The sequence below is a fragment of the Myceligenerans salitolerans genome (genome assembly GCF_017349295.1).
Taxonomy (GTDB): Bacteria; Actinomycetota; Actinomycetes; order Actinomycetales; family Cellulomonadaceae; genus Myceligenerans; species Myceligenerans salitolerans.
Map to the genome: position 1 here is coordinate 107,365 of NZ_JAFMPK010000025.1, position 20,571 is coordinate 127,935.

9 protein-coding genes and 1 pseudogene are annotated in these 20,571 nt (G+C 69.4%); 8 read left to right on the forward strand and 2 right to left on the reverse strand.

Annotated elements, in window-relative coordinates:
* Positions 1-14: 14 nt before the first annotated feature.
* From J0911_RS04965 to J0911_RS20995, 7 genes and pseudogenes are all read left to right on the forward strand, one after another.
* Positions 15-1,394, forward strand: coding sequence for an ABC transporter substrate-binding protein (locus tag J0911_RS04965; protein WP_242636300.1), 1,380 nt, complete (start codon positions 15-17; stop codon positions 1,392-1,394).
* Positions 1,387-2,355 carry a carbohydrate ABC transporter permease gene (locus J0911_RS04970; RefSeq protein ID WP_372434838.1) on the forward strand — a complete coding sequence of 323 codons (969 nt, stop codon included), beginning with the start codon at positions 1,387-1,389 and terminating at the stop codon, positions 2,353-2,355. The genes J0911_RS04965 and J0911_RS04970 overlap by 8 nt, the downstream gene beginning before the upstream one ends.
* The gene (locus J0911_RS04975) at positions 2,352-3,266 is read left to right on the forward strand and encodes a carbohydrate ABC transporter permease (RefSeq protein ID WP_207274358.1); all 915 of its coding nucleotides are present in this window, start codon (positions 2,352-2,354) and stop codon (positions 3,264-3,266) included. The genes J0911_RS04970 and J0911_RS04975 overlap by 4 nt, the downstream gene beginning before the upstream one ends.
* 121 nt (positions 3,267-3,387) lie before the next feature.
* A complete protein-coding gene (locus J0911_RS04980) occupies positions 3,388-6,633 on the forward strand; it encodes a LamG domain-containing protein (protein ID WP_207274359.1) in 3,246 nt (1,081 codons plus the stop codon).
* A gap of 116 nt (positions 6,634-6,749) precedes the next feature.
* Positions 6,750-15,860: a polymorphic toxin-type HINT domain-containing protein gene (locus J0911_RS20990; RefSeq protein WP_207274360.1), complete on the forward strand. Its 9,111-nt coding sequence runs from the start codon at positions 6,750-6,752 to the stop codon at positions 15,858-15,860.
* Positions 15,839-16,465 (forward strand): hypothetical protein, encoded by a 627-nt coding sequence (locus J0911_RS04990; RefSeq protein ID WP_207274361.1) that lies wholly within the window; start codon positions 15,839-15,841, stop codon positions 16,463-16,465. The genes J0911_RS20990 and J0911_RS04990 overlap by 22 nt, the downstream gene beginning before the upstream one ends.
* Before the next feature lie 298 nt (positions 16,466-16,763).
* Positions 16,764-16,832: pseudogene (locus J0911_RS20995) on the forward strand (hypothetical protein); the annotation flags it as partial.
* 554 nt (positions 16,833-17,386) lie between these two features.
* Here J0911_RS20995 and J0911_RS04995 read toward each other — a convergent pair.
* On the reverse strand, positions 17,387-18,076 hold the full coding sequence (locus tag J0911_RS04995; RefSeq protein WP_242636301.1) for a DUF305 domain-containing protein: 690 nt from the start codon (positions 18,074-18,076) through the stop codon (positions 17,387-17,389).
* A 297-nt stretch (positions 18,077-18,373) separates the two neighbouring features.
* On the opposite strand from J0911_RS04995, the gene J0911_RS05000 reads away from it, so the two are divergent.
* A complete protein-coding gene (locus tag J0911_RS05000; protein ID WP_207274362.1) occupies positions 18,374-18,775 on the forward strand; it encodes a four-helix bundle copper-binding protein in 402 nt (133 codons plus the stop codon).
* Positions 18,776-18,777: 2 nt separating this feature from the next.
* Here the strand turns inward: J0911_RS05000 and J0911_RS05005 are convergent.
* Positions 18,778-20,571: cytochrome c oxidase assembly protein (locus tag J0911_RS05005; protein WP_207274363.1), on the reverse strand; the 1,794-nt coding region annotated here is incomplete at its 5' end.

Genomic DNA, 20,571 nt, shown 5'->3' on the forward strand with positions numbered 1-20,571 from the left:
ACCAAGGAGTGATGATGAAGTCACGCATGATTGCCCCCCTCGCCGTCGTCGCGCTCACCGCGAGTCTTGCGGCCTGCTCGACCGGCGACGACGCCCTCACCCCGGCCGACGCCGACGCGCTCGCCGACGAGGAGGTGACCCTCCACGTCGCCATCGACGAGGGCCTGGAGGAGGAAGCGGTCGAGGCCTTCGAGACCCGCGCCGCCGAGTTCACCGAGGAACACCCCAACATCACCGTCGAGGCCCAGGAGTACACCTGGACCGGCACCACCTTCGCCGCCGACCTCGCCGGCGGCACCCTGCCCACCGTGTTCACCGTCCCCTTCACCGACGGGCGCGGCCTGATCGAACGGCAGCAGATCGCCGACATCTCGGCGCTCGTGGCCGAACTGCCGTACGCGGGCCAGTTCAACGAGACCGTCGCCGCCGCGGGCCAGTCCGCCGACGGCGCCCAGTGGGCCGTCCCGGTCGCCGCCTACGGGCAGGGCATCCACTACAACCGGGCACTCTTCGCCGAGGCCGGCCTGGACCCGGACGCCCCGCCCACCACCTGGGAGGAGGTCCGCGAGGCCGCCGACACGATCAGCGAGGAGACGGGCCAGACCGGCCTGGGGATGATGACGTCGTCGAACACGGGCGGCTGGATCCTCACCACCCTCGTGTACGCCATGGGCGGCCGTGCCGAGGCCGTCGAGGGCGACGAGGTCACGGCCACCATCGACACCCCCGAGTACCAGGAGGCCCTGGAGTACCTGCACGCCATGCGGTGGGAGGACGACTCCATGGGTGACGAGTTCCTCTACGACTGGGCCACGAGCCACGCGGACTTCGGCGCCGGGAAGATCGGCATGATGATCTCCGGCGGCGGCGACTACGGAAACCTCATCACGCAGAACGCGATGAACCCCGACGACTACGGCGTCACCGTGCTCCCGCTCGAGGGCGACGACGCCGCAGTGCTGGGCGGCGGCACGCTCGCCGCCGTCGACGCCAAGGCCACCCCCGCCGAGCAGGCGGCGGCCGTGGAGTGGATCGACTTCTACTACATGGGCAAGCTGACCACGCAGGAAGGAGCCGTCGCCGACGCCGAGGCCCTCACCGCGCAGGACCAGCCCGTCGGTGCTCCGATCCTGCCCGTGTTCGACCAGGAGACGTACGACCAGTCGCAGGAGTGGATCGCCGACCTGATCAACGTGCCGCTCGAGCAGTTCGCGCCGTACAGCGACCGGATCTACGACCAGCCGCTGGCCGCCGAGCCGCCCGCCGCCACGCAGGACCTGTACGCCACCCTCGACCCCGTGGTCCAGGCCGTGCTCACCGATGAGAGCGCCGACATCGACACGCTGCTGGCCGACGCCGAGCAGCAGGTCCAGACCCTGATCGACCGTGGCTGACACGACCGTCTCCCTCGCCGTCCGCTCGGCGCCGCCTGCCCCCTCGCAGGCGCCGCCGGGCGGGCCCCGCGGCGGCCGGGTGGCCGCGTGGATCCGCCGCGGAGGGCTGTCCACCCTCGTCATCGCCCTGCCGATGCTGCTGTGCTTCGGCCTGTTCTCCTGGTTCCCGATCGCCCGTGCGGTGGTCATGAGCTTCCAGTTCACCAACCTGGTCACCGCGCCCGAGTTCGTGGGCCTGGAGAACTTCACCTACGTGCTCTCCGACCCGCTGCTGCCCGTGGCCGTGCGCAACACGTTCTACTTCGCGGTGCTCGCGTTGCTGTTCGGGTACCCGATCCCCCTCCTGGCCGCCGTGGCGATGAGCGAGGTGCGCCGGGCGCGCGGGCTGTTCGCGGCGCTCGCGTACCTGCCCGTCGTCGTGCCGCCCGTGGTGGCCGTGCTGCTGTGGAAGACCTTCTACAGCGGAGCCGACACCGGCGTGTTCAACACCATCGCCGGCTGGTTCGGCGCCGGGCCGTTCCCCTGGCTGCAGCACCCGGACTGGGCGATGCCCTCCCTCGTGCTCGAGGCCACCTGGGCGGCGGCCGGCGGCACCGTGATCATCTACCTCGCCGCGCTGACCAGCGTCCCGCCCGAGCTGTACGACGCCGCCGAGGTGGACGGCGCAGGGATCTGGCGCAAGATCTGGCACGTCACCCTGCCCCAGCTGCGGCCCGTCCTGTTCATCACGCTGATCCTGCAGATCATCGGCACGTCGCAGGTGTTCACCGAGCCCTACCTGTTCACCGGGGGAGGCCCCGCGAACTCCACCACCACGATCCTGCTGATGATCTACAACTACGCCTTCGGCGGGCGCGGCGACTACGGCGCCGCCACCGCGCTCAGCCTCATGCTCGCCGTCGTCCTCGCGATCCTGTCGGCGATCTACTTCCGCACGACCAGACGCTGGAGCACGACATGAGCGGACCGACGACGGGCCGGGCCACCGGCCAGATGATCGACCGGGGCATCGTCTCCGACGCCGACCTGCGCCGGCCGGGCGTACGCCGCGGTGTACGGGCCGTGCACGCGGGGTTGCTGGTCGCGCTGGTCGTGGTGGGGCTCGGGCCCATCCTGTGGCTCGCCAAGGCCGCGATCACGCCGACACAGGACACGCTGCGCGCCCCCATCGAGGTGTTCCCGAACGGGACCGACTGGGCGAACCTGGCCGTCGCGTGGACCCGGTTCGACATCGACCTGCACTTCTTCAACACCCTCTGGCTGGCCCTCGGGTCCTGGGCGGTGCAGCTGCTCATCGCCGTCACGGGCGGGTACGTGCTGTCCGTGCTGCGGCCCGTGTACGCCCGCGTGCTCAGCGCGCTGGTGCTGTCCACGCTGTTCGTGCCCGCCGTCGTGCTGCTGGTGCCGCTGTACCTCACCGTGCTCGACGTGCCGGTCGCGAACGTGTCCCTGATCAACACGTTCTGGGCCGTGTGGCTGCCCGCCGGGGCCAACGCGTTCAACGTGCTGCTCGTGGCGCGGTTCTTCGACGGCCTGCCACGCGAGGTCTTCGAGGCCGCCAAGGTCGACGGCGCGGGCCCGTTCCGGCTCGGCTGGTCGATCGTGCTGCCCATGTCCCGGCCCATCATCGGAGTGGTGTCCGTCTTCGCCTTCATCACGGCGTGGAAGGACTTCCTGTGGCCGCTGCTCGTGCTGCGCGACCCGGCCGTGCAGCCGCTCTCCGTGCGGCTGCCCGCGCTGCAGGACTACGTCGAGCTCGACGTGCTGCTCGCGGCGCTGGCGATCAGCACGGTGATCCCCATCGCGATCTTCCTGGTGTTCCAGCGGCTGTTCCTGAGCGGGGCGGGGCTGTCGGGGGCGGTCAAGGGGTAGGCGAAAGCGTGCGACGACCACCGGGTTCGCACGAGGCGTCCCATGGGCCCTTATGTCTCCTTTCAGTAACGAAAAGAGCAAAGACGCCGTTCCAGGGTGATATTCACCCTGTGCGTTGGTTATGAGCAGGTATGTTCCGGTGCTCGGTGTGGTCGCCGCCCGGGCGGTCGCCGTGAGAGCGGGAGCGGGAATGGCACCGGAGGGACTGAGCGACCGGCAGCACGTGATGGCGCGTGTGGCGCGAGGGCTTCGCTCGAGATCGACGTTGCTCGTCTCGGGCGTCCTCGTGCTGGCTCTCGGGGCGGGTGCGGGGGCGGTGGTCGCGACGGACTCCCGGGACGCACTCCTCTCGGCGCTCGGCGTCGGCGGTGTGGCGGAGGAGCCGTGCGCGTCATCGGCACCCACGCTGGCCGCGGCATTCGAGATGGCCGTGCGGTGCGGTCACGAAGTGGCAGCCGAGGATTCCTACGATGCCTGGTCGGCCAAATGGGCCCAGCCGGACGGTGTCGCGGTTCGCTGGGAGTCCTCGGCCGCCCCTGTGCGCGCCGAGACCGACGGCGGGACGTGGACCGCCGTGGACCGGACGATCGAGACCGTCGACGTGGACGGCGACGGCCGTCTGAACGTCGCAGCGCCCGTGTACGACGTGTCGTTTGCGGCGCGCGACGACGAGCCGCTGGCACGGGTCGAGTCCGGAGAGCACTGGCTGGAGTTCGACGTACCGTTCGCCCTCACCGCTCCGGTGGTCGAGGGGGACCAGGTGACCTATCCGGGGATCCTGGACGACGACGGACTCGATTTGATTGTCTCCGCGGACGCACAGGGCACCGGTTTCGACGACGTGATCCGGGTCGCCGACGAGCAGGCCGCGCAGAACCCGGCGCTGAAAGAACTGACGTTCGGCGTGGAGGTCTCGGCGGGCCTGACACTTCAGGGGGAGGGAAACGGATTCGTCGCGGTCGACGAAGACGGTGAGGAGATCTTCACCTCACCGGTGCCCCTGATGTGGGGTGAGCCGGAGGGCGGCGGCGTGGCTGATCCAGCCGGCGGACCGGCGGCCGAGGAGTCCCCGGTAGTGGGCCTCGACGCTCAGCCGCGCTCCGCTGCTACCGGTGAGGACGGTGCTCCGGACGAAAGGAATGAGTCGTTCGACGGACCGATGGTGGAAGGCGGCGTGGCCGAGCTCCCGGCGGTCGTGGAACGGCGGGGCAGTTCGACGGCGACCGTGACGATCGTGCCCGATGCGGGGATGCTCGCCGGTGAAGGGGTGGACTTCCCGCTCGCGATCGACCCCTCGGTGTCCGGCGTCTCGCTGAACGAATGGGCGGGTGTGAAGTCCCGGTGGCCGGACTCGAACTCGGCGTACAAGTTCCAGGACCGCGAGGCCGGTGATCACGGAGTGGGCCTGTGCGACCCGTCCTCGGGCTACGGCGACGACTGCGGGCTGCGTTCCTATCACCGCGTGCTGTACGAGTTCAACGTGTCGAACGTCGGGAAGCTGAACTCCTCCGACATCACGGGTGCGGAGTTCTCCGTGTCGGGCGTCCACGCTGCGACGTGTTCCACGACGGCGACGGCCGTCTACCGGATCGGGGCCAACAAGGTTTCGTCGTCCACGACATGGAACACGAAGGGTTCGTGGGGGACCCGGGTGGCCTCCCAGGGCACGAACCATCGCGACGGCTGCACGGGACGCAAGGTCCGGATCGGCTACGCGGTGACGTCGTCCGCGAAGAAGGTCGCGTCGTCCGGATGGAACTACCTGACCCTCGGCCTGAAGGCGGACGAGTCGTCGATGAACGCCTGGAAGCGGTACGCGGGATCCCGGTACGGCAGCAACTACGACCACGGGGCGACGCTCTCGGTGACGTACAACCGCCCGCCCAACACACCGAAGTACCTGCACACCTACGAGGGCTCGGAGAACAAGTGGTGTGCATCCTCGGCAGGAGCGCCGTACCTGTCGACGGTGCGGCCGAAGTTGTCGGCGTACATCAAGGACCCGGACGCAACGCAGGTGCGAGGGCGGTTCCAGGTCTACCGCGTCTCGAACGGGACAAAGGTATGGGGCAAGTACTCCTCGTACAAGACCAGCGGGAGCCGGCACACCCTTCAGCTCCCTTCCGGTGAACTCTCCTCCAACGTGAAGTACCGCTGGCGGGTGGCGGCGCAGGACTCGTCGGGCAAGCAAGGCCCGTGGTCGGAGTGGTGCCACTTCATTCCCGACATCGTCGCGCCCAACACGCCGACCATCGAAGTCGTTCCGGGGCAGCCGGCCGAGTACCACCAGAACGTCGAGACCGGCGGGGCCGGTGTCACCGGCAAGTTCAAGCTCGGGCGCAACGGGTCGACGGACGTGTCCCGGTTCGAGTACTCGTTCGGGACGGACACGATGGGCAAGAAGGTCAGCGTCGGGTCCGACGGGTACGCGACGATCTCGTTCAACCCCTCGAAGCCGGGGCCGACGACGCTGTACGTGCGCTCCCGCGACAAGGCCGGGAACCCGTCGGTGGGGCGGAGAACCTGGAGCATCGACGTCGCCTATCCGCAGGCGAACGGCATCTGGATGCTGGACGAGGGAACGGGCACGGACGCTGCCGACTCGTCGGGTGTCCCCAATCCGGATCCCATGGAGTTCCGACCGGGAACGGACCCACCGCAGTGGGTGGCAGGCCCGCACGAACTGTTCGGCTCCCGCGACGGCGACCACGCACTGGAGTTCAACGGGGTGGACAACCGGATCTTCCGGTGGGCGCCGCTGGTCGACACCACGGGAAGCTTCGTGGTCAGCGCGCACGTGCGGCTGGCCGAACGGGGCGCCACGCAGGTCGCCGTCTCGCAGGACGCGGATCGGACCTCAGGCTTCAAGCTGGGGTACCGCGGTGACTGCGCGGGGACGCCTGCCGGAGACTGCTGGGGCTTCTGGATGTTCGAGTCGGACGTCGACTCCCCGGCGGCGGTCCACGCCATCAGCGGCGTGGAACCCGTCACGGGCGAGTGGGTCCACCTGACCGGCGCGTACAACGCGGTGTCCGACGAGATCTCGCTGTGGGTGTGCCCGGTCGGCACTCCGGAGGCCCCGAAGCCGGGTGAGCCGGTCCGCACGACGACGCCGTTCGCCAACCCGACGCCGTGGCAGGCCGATGGCCCGTTCGTGATCGGCCGGTCCAAGTACCGGGGCGAACAGAGGGACTTCTGGAACGGCGCCATCGACAACGTGCGCGTCTTCGACGGGCAGATCGTGGCCGAGGCAAAGATCCGCCGGTTGTGCCAGGGCGCGGAGGCACGCGCGTTCGAGGCAGGGCCGGAGGGCCTCGAGGACGGAAAGATCGCCCTGGACCCGACGATCAAGGACCCGGAGCAGTGACCCGGCGCGGGAGCGGCGGCGAGCCGCGAGCGTGGGGCAGGTCGACGACTCGTGGCGAGGCGGCGACGAACAGCGTGAGGCCGCCGACCGCGGCCGGGACGGGTGGGACGAGGATCGTGAAGCAGGCAGCGAGCCGGATGACCTCTGGCCTGAGCGCCATGGTGGGACGCGGGAAGCCGGTGGGGGTAGGGCTCGTCGCGGCGACGGTGGCGGTGACGCTGGGCGTGCAGCCGGCGCTCGCGGTGCCGGCGGCGGCCGGCGTGGAGTGCGTGACGGTCTCGGACGACCAGGCCACCGCGCTCAAGGTGGCGCACGCGTGTGAGCTGGAGGTCGAGGTCCGTACCGAGCGCACGTCGTGGACCACCGTGTATGCCACGCCGTCGGGCACTATGCGTGTGGAGGCAACGGCGCTGGCCGAGCGTGCGCTGGTGGACGGGGCATGGCTGCCGGTCGATCCTCGCGTGGTGGCCGGGGACTCGGGCGACGGGCGTCTGGAGGTCGCCGTCAGCCCGAACGAGCTGACGTTCTCGGACGGCACCGCGGGCCAGTCGCTGGCCTCGATGGTGCGCGACGGGCACGAACTGATCCTGGACGCCCCGTTCGACCTGACCACGCCGCGGTTCGAGGGCGATCAGGTCACCTACCCGGATGTCATCACCGACGGCGTGGACCTGGTGGTGACCGTGAACCCGGACGCGACCGGCTTCACGGAGACCTTGGTCTTCTCCTCGCGGGAGGCCGCCGAGCGCGCCGACAAAAAGGTCGGCATCGAGACGTTGACGTTTCCGCTGACGACATCGGCGGGGCTGCAGGTGACCCGTCAGGAGGGCGGACTCGTCGCGGCCGACATGTTCGGCCAGGAGATCTTCACCACCCCCGCGCCCCGGGCGTGGGACTCGACGTCACAGGACCTGACCGGGACGGCGGAGGCCGCCGGATCGTCCTGGCGGCTGCCAGGCCAGGAAGCGGTGGGCCCACTGCGGGCCCGCGGCCCCTCTGGGTGGGAGCACCTGGCGGGCGACGGCGTCGATCCAAACGACCGGTCGGTGCACGCGCGATCGGCTCTTCCGGGAGACCGGTCCACGGGAATCGGGGTGGATCTCGTTCCCGCCGCGCCGCGTCATCAGGACGCCGCGGTTGGCGCGGACGAGGCGGGGGACTCCGGTGGTTTCGGAGCTGACGATGTTCTGAACGGCATGACAGCGGGCGGGCAGGCGAGCCCGACCGGTCGCCTGACCGTCGGCGGTGCGCCCGCCGGGAGTGGTCCTGGTGTGGCGGGCGGAGCCGGAACTGTGGGCGAGCGCTCTACGGTCGGACTACGGCTCGGGCTGGACGCCGACTGGTTGTTCGATGACGCGACCCAGTTCCCCGTGTTCGCCGACCCGGCCTTCTCCGGCTCGCCGAACGCGTGGCTCATGGTGCACGAGCCAGCCGGTGGCGAGACCGCGCAGTACATGTTCGACGGCGACCAGGGCCTGGGCCTGTGCGACGTGGACGTCGCGGCCGGGTGCGTGGCCGACTCCCGGTTCCGGCTGGGCTGGCGGTTCGACGGCCTGGACCAGATCGGTCTGATGGATGCGGACCGGATCACGAGTGCGGAGTTCTCGGCCAGCGGCGAGCACTCGTGGGACTGCAACCCGCGCGGGGTTCAGCTGTGGCGTACGAGCCCGTTCGGCGCGGACTCCGACTGGGCGTCGTGGGGTGCGTCCGCCTTCGTGGAGGAACTGGACGAGCAGGTGGTGTCGCACAAGACGGCGTGTGACAACGTCAAGACGGTGACCTGGGACGCCACCGCCGCGGCCAAGCGCCTGGCCGACGTCGACGGCGGGTCCGTGTCGCTGGGGCTGCGTGCCACGAACGAGGAGGACATGACCCTCGGGTGGAAGAGGTATCACCACGCCGCGTCGCTGACGATCGAGTACGAGCCCGAACTCGACAACGGGGGCGAAGGTCAGGACCTGGCCGCCCGCAGCGACAACCTCGCACCCGTCATCGACGACGCCGACACCCCGGACACCGCGGCCCCGGCCGAGATCATCCCGGAGCCGCGCGGCGAGGAGCAGCCGCCCGATGCCGCCGCACCGGTCGAGGACCTGCCCGTCGGGGGTGTCGCGGAGGTTCCCGTGACCACGGAGCCCACACAGGTCGACGTCGGAGGGCTGGACCTCACCGTGGCCGCTCCGGCCGAGGGCGAGGCGCCCGACCAGGTCGTCGTGGATGTCGCGGACCAGGCCTCCACGGAGGCCGACGGCGTCACGGGCGTCGTCCTGGAGGTGACGGACAGCACGCCCGTCGGCACCGCGGCTGCGGGTGAGACTCGTGCGGTCGAGGCAACCGTCGACTACGGCGAGTTCACCGAGGCCGCCGGTGCGGACTGGGGTAGGCGCCTGCGGGTCATGCGTATCCCGGCGTGTGCCGAGGAGACCCCGGACGCACCGGAGTGCCAGCCCGAGCTGGTCGAGACCTCGAACGACGAGAACGCGCAGACGCTGACCGCGACGCTGGAGATTCCGGCCGCGGGCGCCGAGACCGTGGAGCAGGCCGCGTCGTCCGGATCGGACGAGCCGACCAAGACCGGCGAGCTCAGCGCCGAGAGCGAGACGACGGGCGTGAGCGCCCTGCAGGCCGAGCAGCCGATGACGGCGGCGGACGCCGAGACGGGGGACAAGTTCGCGGTCACGTCAGGCACGTCGTCGGCGTCGGGTGACTGGGCGGCCACGCCGATCAACCCGACCGGCGAGTGGTCGGTGTCGGGCGCGACCGGCGCGATGGGCTGGTCCTATCCGGTGACGGTGCCGTCCCCGGCGGCGGGTCCGGCTCCGCAGCTCGCGATCGGCTACTCGAGCTCGTCGCTGGCGGGTCGCGTGTCCGGGGCGAACAACCAGTCGTCGTGGGTCGGCGACGGCTGGGACCTCACCACGGGATTCATCGAGCGGTCGTACGTGCCGTGCGTGGCGGACCAGGACGCGGACGGCGGCGACACGCCGAACAATGCCACGCGGGACACCGCGGACCTGTGCTGGGACGGCGAGAACGCGGTCATGTCCCTGGGCGGGAAGACCACGAAGCTCGTCAAGAACACGGCGGCGTCGTCGAGTACGAAGGCGATCTGGGTGCCCGAGGCTGACGACGGCACACTGGTCGAGCAGATCCTGCCCGGCGGGCCGGACGCGACCGACCGCGGATCGAAGGAGTACTGGCGCGTCGTCACGGTCGACGGGTCGGTGCACACCTTCGGGCGGGACAACCGGTTCGAGGACGACAGCCTGAACCAGGACTCCCGATGGACCGTCCCGGTCTACGGCAACCATGCCGGCGAGCCGGGGCACGCCACGGCGTTTGCCGACTCCGAGCGTGTGCAGGCATGGCGGTTCAACCTGGACCACGTGACCGACACGCTCGGCAACACGATGACGTACACGTACAGCGCGGAGACCAACCGGTACGCCGCGGACGTGGGACGCGACGGCGACAAGACCTACACCCGCGGCGGCACGCTGAAGCGGATCGAGTACGGCACCCGCACCGGTGAGGCCGGGCACGCGAGCGCGCCCTACCGCGTGGAGTTCGACGTGGCCGAACGGTGCTTCGGTGGCTCGGCCGAGTGCCCGACCACGACCAAGCCCACCCGTTCCGAGATGAAGCGCTGGCGCGACACCCCGATGGACCTGATCTGTGTCTCGGGCGACGACTGCGAGTCGTACGCGCCGGCCTTCTTCTCGCGCAAGCGCCTGACCGGCATCACCACCCGGGCGCGCATCGACGGCGCCTACCGCGACATCGACACGTACGGCCTGCAGCAGAAGTTCCGCGACCCGGGCGACGGGACGGGCAAGCTGCTGTGGCTCCAGTCGATCACCCGTACACCGGGCGGCGACCCGAATGCTGCCGCCGTCGACCCGCTCAAGACGTGGTTCGCCGGAGAAGCCAAGCCCGCCCGGGTCAACCACGCGGACCTGACCGACGGGCTCCCGGCGATGAACCGGTTCCACGTGACCGACATCGTCAACGAGACCGGCGGCATGGTCTCGATCAGCTACGCGAATTCCGACTGCACCCCCGCCAACACGCAGGACACCTCCCTGGCGGCGCAGGAGGCGAACACGAAGAACTGCTTCCCGGTGCGATGGCACGTTGCCGGGGAGGACGAGGCACACACGGAGTGGTTCCACTCCTACCTCGTGACCTCGGTGACCCAGACCGCGGGTGGAGTGCGCGCGGGCGGCGAGTCCGGGCACGGTGACCCGGACCAGGTCACGTACTACGACTACGAGGGCGGCGCCGGCTGGGCGCGGCTCGACAGCCCGCGGCTGGACGAGCCGGTCGACCGCACGTGGTCGGACTTCCGTGGTTACGCGCAGGTCGTGATCCGCCAGGGTGAGGATGGTCCGTCCTCGCGGACCAGGTACTTGCGCGGCCTGGGGGGCACAGTGAGCGCCACGGCAGGGGACGTCACTCGTTCCGTGGAGGACCACGAGCACCTGGCCGGCTCGGTCCTGGTGTCCACCGGACTGAACGGCACCGATGCGAGCGGGAACGAGCGCGTCCTGTCGAAGACGGTGACCGATCCAGTCGTGGCCGAGGGCATCACGCACGACGGCCTGACGACGGCACGGACGTCGTCGATGACGACCGTCTCGGTGCTGCTGGGCGCGGACGGCGTCGTTGACCACACCACTCGGACGTCCAAGACGATGGACGAGTACGGCAACACCACGCAGGTCGACAACGAGGGAGACCTCGACGTCGGGGACGACCAGACCTGCACGCGCTCTGACTTTCACGACCCCGGGACGACCCACATCACCGGGGCGCTGAAGCAGACCATCACCCGTGCTGGGTCCTGTGACACCCAGGACGACGGCACTCCGGGCAAGCTCATCTCGGCGACGCGGGTCTCCTACGACCAGCAGGCCCACGGACAGGCCCCGACCGAGGGGTTGCTGACCGAGACGCGCAGCATCGATCCCGAGCGTGGCCCGGAAGTGGGGACGACGTTCGAGGCCGTGGGCTGGTCCAGCAGCGATTTGTACACGACGACGAGCTTCGACGTGCACGAGCCAGGGAGCTATCCCGGCGCGGTCGGCCGTCCGGTCGCGGTCACCGATGCCGCCGGACGGACCACGCGCACGGACTACACCCTGGCGGGCGGCATTCTCACGCAGACGACCTCCCGTACACCCGACCCTGACGGGACCGGTCCTCTGACCGCGCACACAGCAACGACGACGCTCTCCACATACCGGGGCGTACCGACGAAGGTGACCGACGCCAACGGTCGCGTCACGACCGCGGAGTACGACCGCGCGGGGCGCCTGACCCGCGTCTGGCTGCCGGACCGGCAGGGTAAGAGTGCGAGTCTGCGGTACGAGTACACGATCTCGTCATCCGGGATCAACGCGATCACGACGCGGACCCTGCGCGCCGACGGCGCGACCTACCAGAAGGCGACATCGCTGTTCGATGGCTTGGGCCGGGACATCCAGACCCAGACCGAGTCGGTGGACGCGGCCGATCCGGGCCGTGTCATCACGGACATCCAGTACGACGAAGCGGGTCGCGTCTACCAGGTGCAAGGTCCGTGGTTCGAGCCCGACACGTCACCCGGGACCACGATCGTCGGGACCGACGACGTCCCCGAGGCCACCACGAGGATGGTGTACGACGACGCGGGACGCACCACGGCGGAGATCTTCTACGACAACAACCCGGACAATCCGGACTATGAGCGGTGGCGTACCCGCACCGTGTACGACGGCGCCACCACGCTCTCGATCCCGCCGGCCGGTGCTGTGCCGACCGAGGCTACCGTGGACGCCCACGGCCGTACGATCGCCCTGACGCAGTACGTGAGGGACCAGGGCGATCCCGCCGCTGATGCGTATCCTGACACTGCGGGTGAGGTTCGAGATCTGCCCGCCCAGACGACGACCTACCGGTACGACCATGCCGGGCGCATGGACAAGGTCGAGGACCCGGAGGGCAACGCCTGGACATACGGGTACGACCTGGCGGGCCGGCAGACCGAAGCAGTCGACCCTGACCGGGGCACGACGTCCACGACGTACGACGAGACCGGCCAGCCCATCACGGTGACCGATGCCAAGGGCACGCTGGCCTACACCTATGACGCGCTCGGCCGGGTCACGTCGCTGCGTGACGACAGCCCGAGCGGTGCACTGCGTGCCACGTGGACCCACGACCGGTACGTCCACGGACCGAACGCGGGCCAGGCGATCAAGGGCCTGACGACTGCGGCGACCCGGTATGCGCCGGACGGGTCGGGCGACAGTGATACGGACGCGGACGAGTACGTCACGGCGGTCACCGAGGTTGACGCCGCCTACCGGACGATCGCCTCTCAGGTGATCCTGCCGGAGGGCAACGCAGATCTGGCCCTTCTGGGCTCGTCGGCAGAGGACCGCACGTTCGAGACGCGGTACTCGTACATGGCGGACGGGCAGGTCGAGTCGGTCACGTACCAGGGCGTGGGCAACCTCAAGCGTGAGACCGTCACGACGGGGTACACCGCCACGGGCATGCCCGAGTGGATGGCCGGCGGATTCGGGTGGGGTACATATGTGGCCGAGGCGCGGTTCAACGCCTACGGCGAGCTGCTGTACCAGGACCTCGGGAACACGTACGGCACCGTGGTCTCGTATCAGTACGAGCCCGGCACCCGCCGTCTGGAGCAGGTGTCCCTGGACCGCGAGCGGATCTCGGGCAAGGACCTGAACCTCAAGTATGCGTACGACCAGGCGGGAAACATCCTGTCGGCGAAGGACGTGCCCACGCATGAGGGGATGGCCGCGGACCGGCAGTGCTACACGTACGACGGGCTGAACCGCCTGACCGAGGCGTGGACTCCGGACAGCGGCGACTGTTCCGAGGCGCCGTCGGTCGCGGGCCTGAACAACGGCGTCGCGCCCTACTGGGAGTCGTTCGAGTACGACTCGCTGGGCAACCGCACCTCCCACACCCTTCGCATGCCCGACGGCAGCGATCCGGAGGCCGGCGGTTCGGGCGGTACGGAGATTGTCGAGGACTACCTGATCCCCGGCGGTGCCGGGGGTGCGGGAGACCCGGTGGCCGACGACTGCACGGCCGACGCGGAGGGCCCGCATCAGGCCGCGACGATCTCGACCCAGGCTGCGACCGGTGCGGCCTGTCAGACGATGACCTATGACGGTGTCGGAAACACGACCAGCCGTGTCACGGTCAGCGACTTGACCGACGTCGTGCAGGACCTGACGTGGGACCTCGAGGGTGAGCTCGTCGGCGTGTCCACGGCCACGACGGTCTACGAGGAGCCCGTGGACGAGGGCACCGACGAGGAGACCGACGAGGGCGGCAGCACTACCGGCGAGCGGGGCGTCGGCACCACGACCACGAGCAACGTCGCCATGATGTACACCGCTGATGGCGATCGAGTCCTGCGCAAGCAGGACGGAGTGGTCACGTTGTACGTCGGCGGAGGGCAGGAGGTCACCCTCGACGCGGCTGCGGCGACCGTCACCGCGACCCGCTACTACATGTTCGGTGGACAGACCGTCGCGGTGCGTACCGACCGCGGCATGGGAGGGGTCACCTCCCTGATCAACGACCCGCACGGGACCCCGCTGGCGAGTGTGCACAACACGGCGCTGCCGACGCAGGGCATCACCAAGCACTACACCCTGCCCTTCGGCGATGTTCGCGGTGACAGCGCCGCGCCACCGGGAGACCACCGGTTCCTGGGCGCGCCTCAGGACTCGACGGGGCTGCTCATGCTCGGGGCGCGCTATTACGATCCCGGTACGGGGCGGTTCCTGTCGGTCGACCCGGTCATGGACCTGACGAACCCTCAGCAGTGGAACGCGTACGGATATGGCAACGCCAATCCCAACACCTACTCTGATCCATCCGGGCTGTTCGGGATTCGGAATCCGATCCCCGGTGAACCGATCGTGGTGCCGCCACCCGGTGAGGACGAACCCGATCCTCAGGTAGACGTCGAGAGTGGTGTGAGCGATGTCTTGCCGGCGGGCACGCCTGACTGGGCGCTGGAATTCGCCGAGGGATTCATCGGGTATGGGGTCGAGGTCGTGACCGGGATCATCGACCTGGTCGAGATCGAGATGGAACAACTCAAGGCCTGTGCGCAGTCGATTCTCACGAACTGCGGCGGCTTCTACGAGCTGAACAAGCAGCTGTTCCTTGACGCCGTCGACCCCACCAAGATCCTCGAGGGCATCATCGCCGAGGCAACCAGCCTCTATGACGAGTTCGTCAACGGCTCCAAGGCCAAGGCCCTTGGGCGCCTCGCCGGCATGCTCGCCGAACAGCTCCTCACCCGAGGCGCCGGAGGCGCGGCGGCCGTCGCAATCAAACGGGCCATGAAGTCGGTCGATGGCCAACCTGGCACCAGTGTTGGTAGTGGAACTTCGCCGGACTGTAATAGCTTCGTATCTGGAACGCTTGTTCTTCTCGCTGACGGTACCCGGAAGGCGATTGAGGACATCGATCTTGGCGACGAGGTGCTTGCGGCCGATGAAGAGACTGGCGAGCGGACTGAAGGGCGTGAAGTTACCGCGCTGATTTCCGGTACCGGAGACAAGACCCTCGTTACGATTACGGTGACTGACGCCGAAGGCCACGACCAGCAGATCGTCGCTACCGACGCGCACCCGCTCTGGGAACAAGCGTCACAGGCTTGGGTCGATGCGATCGCCCTGACAGTCGGCGACCGGCTCCAAACTTCCGTCGGCACCTCGGTGCAAGTCACCGCGATCGACGTTCGGCATGAGCAAGCGACAGTACACAACCTGACAGTCGCGGATGACCACACGTATTATATTGCTGCTGATACGGATGCTGACGCGATCCTTGTTCACAACGATTCATGTCCAGTTACAGGAAATTCTCATGGGGACATGGGGGAGATGGCCGAACTGGACAAGCTGATCAGTAGTGGTTATACGGATATCTCGAGCGAAGTCACCTTGAAAGCTCCGGACGGCACCAAGTTTCGACCAGACTTCGTGGCGCGTGATCCGAACGGCGTGTTGAAGGCTATTGAAGTTAAGACCAACGGGGGAGGTCTCTCGCCGAACCAGTCGGTCGGATACCCACAGTTGCGCAACGGTGTAGAAGTTCGCACGGACAAGCTTGCTGGGATCGGGTATCCTCGCGGCTCTACGATCAGATTGGACCTGGAGGTATCGCTGTGGACGTGCCCGAGCTGCTAGATCTGACTTGGCGTCAAAGACTCAGTTCGGAGCTTGCGGGGCGCGGATGGCAGGTTATCGAGCTCGGTGACGTGACGGTCTACGAGAAGCCAGTCGTTGAGTGCCGTCGTCGATTCGTCGCCGACATTCTCCGCCAGAGTGGACGTATCGTAGTTCTACCGAAGGTTGGGATCCGATTCCCGGCGGTCAGTGACGTGGTTGGCAGATTGATGGGCGAAGAGCGTCCGGGAACATCAACGGTTGGAATCGATCTCATTCATTTGGTAAAGCGTGTTGATGGAGGTGCTGATGCAACGCGGTGGATGGTTTCCGGAATTGACCAAGTAAGCCCAGTTGTCGAAGGCTTGGTTGGCGACCTGGAGGATTTCGGAGAATTGTTCTATGGGGAATTCTCCTCGCTCGACTTACTGCTCACGAACTACCGTAGATATTCACTGACGGTGCCGCAACTTCTCGATCTCGCAGTAGGGTTCATGATTCGTGAAAGGTTGGATGAGGCATCCGAGGTGCTTGCGGCAGTGCTAGCAGATGACACGACAGTCGACGAGCGGATCAGGCGCACGATCGGAGCGCTTCAAGAGAAAATGCATAGTGAGGGCGGGTGACTCTGTCGGATACAGGAGCGCGGTCGGCGCTCCGCGAGAGTAGTGTCAGCCTCGGCCGTGCGTATAGTGACGCTTCTACGTTGGTCAGGCCGGGCGGTGATCTGATATTTCCAGCCGGTCTGCTTCTCGAACTCGGGTCAACTGCTTGAAGTCGCGTGCCGAAGGCCGGACCCTGCGGACGATGAGCCGCTGAGCGTCGGGCCAGCCGGGCCTGGTGGACAGGCCGGTAATCTCCGCGACCCCACCCGCGTCCGCGTCCAGCGGGTCCGAGTCCGAGGCGCAGGGACTCCTCGCCCTCGTGCTGCTCCAGCACGCCCGCCGCGACGCCCGCGTGGGGCCCGACGGCGTCATCCGTACCCTCGGCGAACAGGACCGCTCCCGGTGGCGGCGCCTGGAGATCGACGAGGGCATCGCCGTGCTCGACCACGTGCTGTCCGGGCGCCGGCCCGGCCCGTACCAGGTGCAGGCCGCGATCGCGACGCTGCACTCGGACCCGCCGTCGCCGTCCGAGACCGACTGGGCGGAGATCCTTGGGCTCTACGACGTGCTCGTCGACATGACCGGGTCACCCGTCGTGCGGCTGAACCGGGCCATCGCCCTCGCGGAGGTGGCCGGGCCGGAGGCGGCGTTCGCGGCGGTGGATGCGATCAACGACGCCACGCCCGGCGACCGGCGGAGTGCGGCGCGCAGGGGCGGTGCGCTCGGTGAGTACCACCTGCTGCCGGCGGTGCGCGCGGATCTCCTGCGCCGTCTCGGCCGGACCGACGAGGCGGCGTGCGAGTTACCGGCGGGCCCTGGAGTTCGTGGACCGGGAGGGCGACCGCACACTCCTGGAGCGGCGGCTGGCGGACCTGGCCTGACCGTGCGCCCGGCCTTCTTCGCCCGGCGCGTTCGCCGAGGGCATCCGCTCAACACGTCCGCTCAGCACGTCCGATCGGCGCTCTCCGCGAAATCCGGCACGGGTCGCGCCTCCGCCTCCTGGTCGGTCGTGGCCGCCCCGTTCTGCCGGATGTCCTCGATCAGCCATTCCATCTCCGAGATCTCCCGCCTCTGCGCCTCGCTGATCTCGACGGCGAGTTCGCACACGCGCACGTCGTCCAGGTGTGACCGTTCCGACCGGGTGATGGCCAGGGAGTGGTGCGGGATCATCGCGCTCATGAACGCGGTGTCGTGCACGGTGATCTGGCTGCGGTCCAGGAACGCCCCGCCGGCGAGCAGGAGGGCGCTGACGGCGACGACGGCGATGTTGGCCTTGACGCTGCGGTACATGTTCAGCATCCACGCGAGCATGACCAGGCCCATCGCGCCGCCCATCGTGAGCGCCATGAAGACGCGGCTCTCGCTGAAGCGCACGTGGCTCCACTCCCACGAGCCGACGAACATCGTGAAGTACATGACGACCATGCCGGTGAGGATCATCGCCGCGAACCGCAGATACATCATCCGGGAGTGCCCGGAGCCGCTCTGATGCCCGCCATCCCCGTGCCCGCCGTCGCGGTGGCCAGCGTTCCGATCTTCGGCGTGCGGGCTCGTGCCGTCCATCTTCCCGGCGTGGTGGTTCGCGGTGTCCGGGGGCTCGGCGCTCTGTCGGCGCGGGTGCTGTTCGCTCATGATGCCTTCCTCTGCTGGGTCGGGCCGGTGTCCCGGGCGACGTCGTTCCGGTACCCGCCGGCGAGCAGGCTATTCACCCCGGCCACCGCCGACGTCGTGCCCGGGCACGCCTCGCAACCGGACCCCAGACCGGACCCCAGACCGGACCCCGCGCAACCGGATCACGACCACGCCCCGCCAGACCCCACCAGCCCGCCCGCACCGCTGATGCGAGTGACCGGCCCGCTTCCTAACGTGAAGGGGACCCCGGCGGCGTGGCCCGGCGCCCCGCCGCTCGACCCCACGCGAGGAGCAGCGATGAAGACGACCACGATGATGGAGACCTATCCCAAGTCCATCAACCTCGACCGCACCCAGCTGGCGGGGGTGATCGACGCGATCGTCGAGTGCGCCCAGGCGTGCACGGCGTGCGCGGACGCCTGCCTCAGCGAGGACTCGGTGGCCGATCTGCGCAAGTGCGTCCGCACCAACCTCGACTGCGCCGACATCTGCGAGACCACGGCTCGCGTGCTGTCCCGGCACACGGGCTACGACGCGAACATCAGCCGGGCGCTGCTCGACGCCTGCATCACCGCGTGTCAGGCGTGCGGGGACGAGTGCGAGCAGCACGCCGGCATGCACGAGCACTGCCGCGTGTGCGCGGAGGCGTGCCGGGCCTGCGAGTCGGCCTGCCGGGAGCTGCTCACCACGATGAGCTGACGTCACGGCGCCGTCGTCACGGCCCGCGTCCGCCGGGCGGCCCGGCGCTGCTCGCGCGCGTCGGCCGCCGCCCAGCGGGTCGCGATCAGGAGGGCCAGCCCGAGCGCCGGCACCTCGCCGAGCGCCCACATGAGCGCCCCGGCGGCCTGCTGGTCCGTGACCGGGTCGGTGAGCCACTCCGGCCGCACCCGGGCCAGCACGTCGGCCGCGAGCAGTACCTGCGAGCTGGTGACCAGCACCAGCCCGAGCACCGTGTGGAACACCATCGCGGGCGCGAGCATGACCAGCCGCAGCGGGTACGGCGGCCGGTGCGGCACCGGGTCGGAACCGATCAGCAGGGTCGCGAAGGCGTATCCGGCGACGCTGAAGTGCAGCACCGCCGCGAGATGCACGACGCCGTTCGTCAGGCTCCGCTCGAAGAGGGGCGTCGCGTAGAACACCGCCATGCTCACCACGACGTTCGCGGTGGCCACCACGGGATGCAGGAGTACCCGCGCGACCGGGCCGTTCAGCACGGCGAGCAACCATTCGCGCGGTCCCGGCGGCTCGTCCGCCGCCCGCGGCAGCGCGCGCAGCGCGAGGGTGACCGGCGCCGCCAGCGCGGCCAGCACCGGCACCGCCGTCACGAGCACCATGTGCTGCACCATGTGGGCGCTGATCAGTACATGCCCGTAGGCGGCGGGACCGCCACCGGTGACCCACAGCAGCAGGAACATCGCGCCGGCCCAGGCGAGCACACGGCCGGCCGGCCACCGGTCGCCACGCCGTGCCAGCCGCGCCACCCAGCGCAGGTAGGTCACGAGCCCGGCGACGGCCAGCACGGCCATCACCGGTTCCGGGCTCCACCGGGTCAGCGCCGTCGCCACCGACAGGGGAGGCAGCGCCGCGTCCTGCGCGGCCGACGGCGGGGGCGCCACCCCGCTCAGCGCCACCCCGAGCCCGACGGCCACCGCGAGCACCACCACCTCGCCCACCGCGAGCCGGGCGAGCGGCCGCCCGCCGTGCAGCGCGGCACGGTCGATCACGACCCTCCGGTGCGCCCAGCCGGCCACGCCCAGAGCCCCGAGCAACACGGCCTTGACCACGAGCAGCAGCCCCCACGCGGTGGTGAACAGCTCGCCGGGGGAGACCGACATGGCCAGCACGGCGAGCACGCCCGACGCCGCCACGACGGCGTAGCACCAGCCCGCGACGCGCGAGAACCGGCGAACCGCGGCGACAGAGGCGGCCCCGCCCGCGAGCCCTGCTCCTCGCCTGGCTGACAGAGCCACCAGCACCAGGAGCCCGCCGGCCCACACCGTCACCGCGCCCAGGTGCAGCCAGAGCGCCGAGGCCGCACCGTGTCCCGGTCCGTGGCCCGTCGCGTGCCCGGCCGCCGCGACCGGAACCAGGGCGAGCAGCGCGACCCCGAGCGCGGCCGGGCGGCGCGCGGGCTCGGGCACGCCCAGCAGCACGCCCGCCACCGCGCCCGCCAGCCCGGTGGCCCAGAGCAAGGGGCCCGCCGGGGCCGTGCCGAGGAACACCAGCAGGGCGGGCGTGCCGTCGTCGGCCACCGGCGAGCCGACGACGGTCAGCGCGGTCAGGACCAGGCAGGCCGCCTGGGCGGCCACCCACACGAGCGCGGCGACCGTCGCCGCCCGGACCGCGGGCCGGGACCCGGCCGGCGGCAGGACGGTGACGGCGACCGCCAGCCCGCCGATCGTCACGGCGGCCGCCAGCCGCGCCACCACCTCGGCCAGGGGGAGGCCCCACCGCACGAGCTCGCCGGGGTCGCGCAGCACGGGATCGGCCGGCCC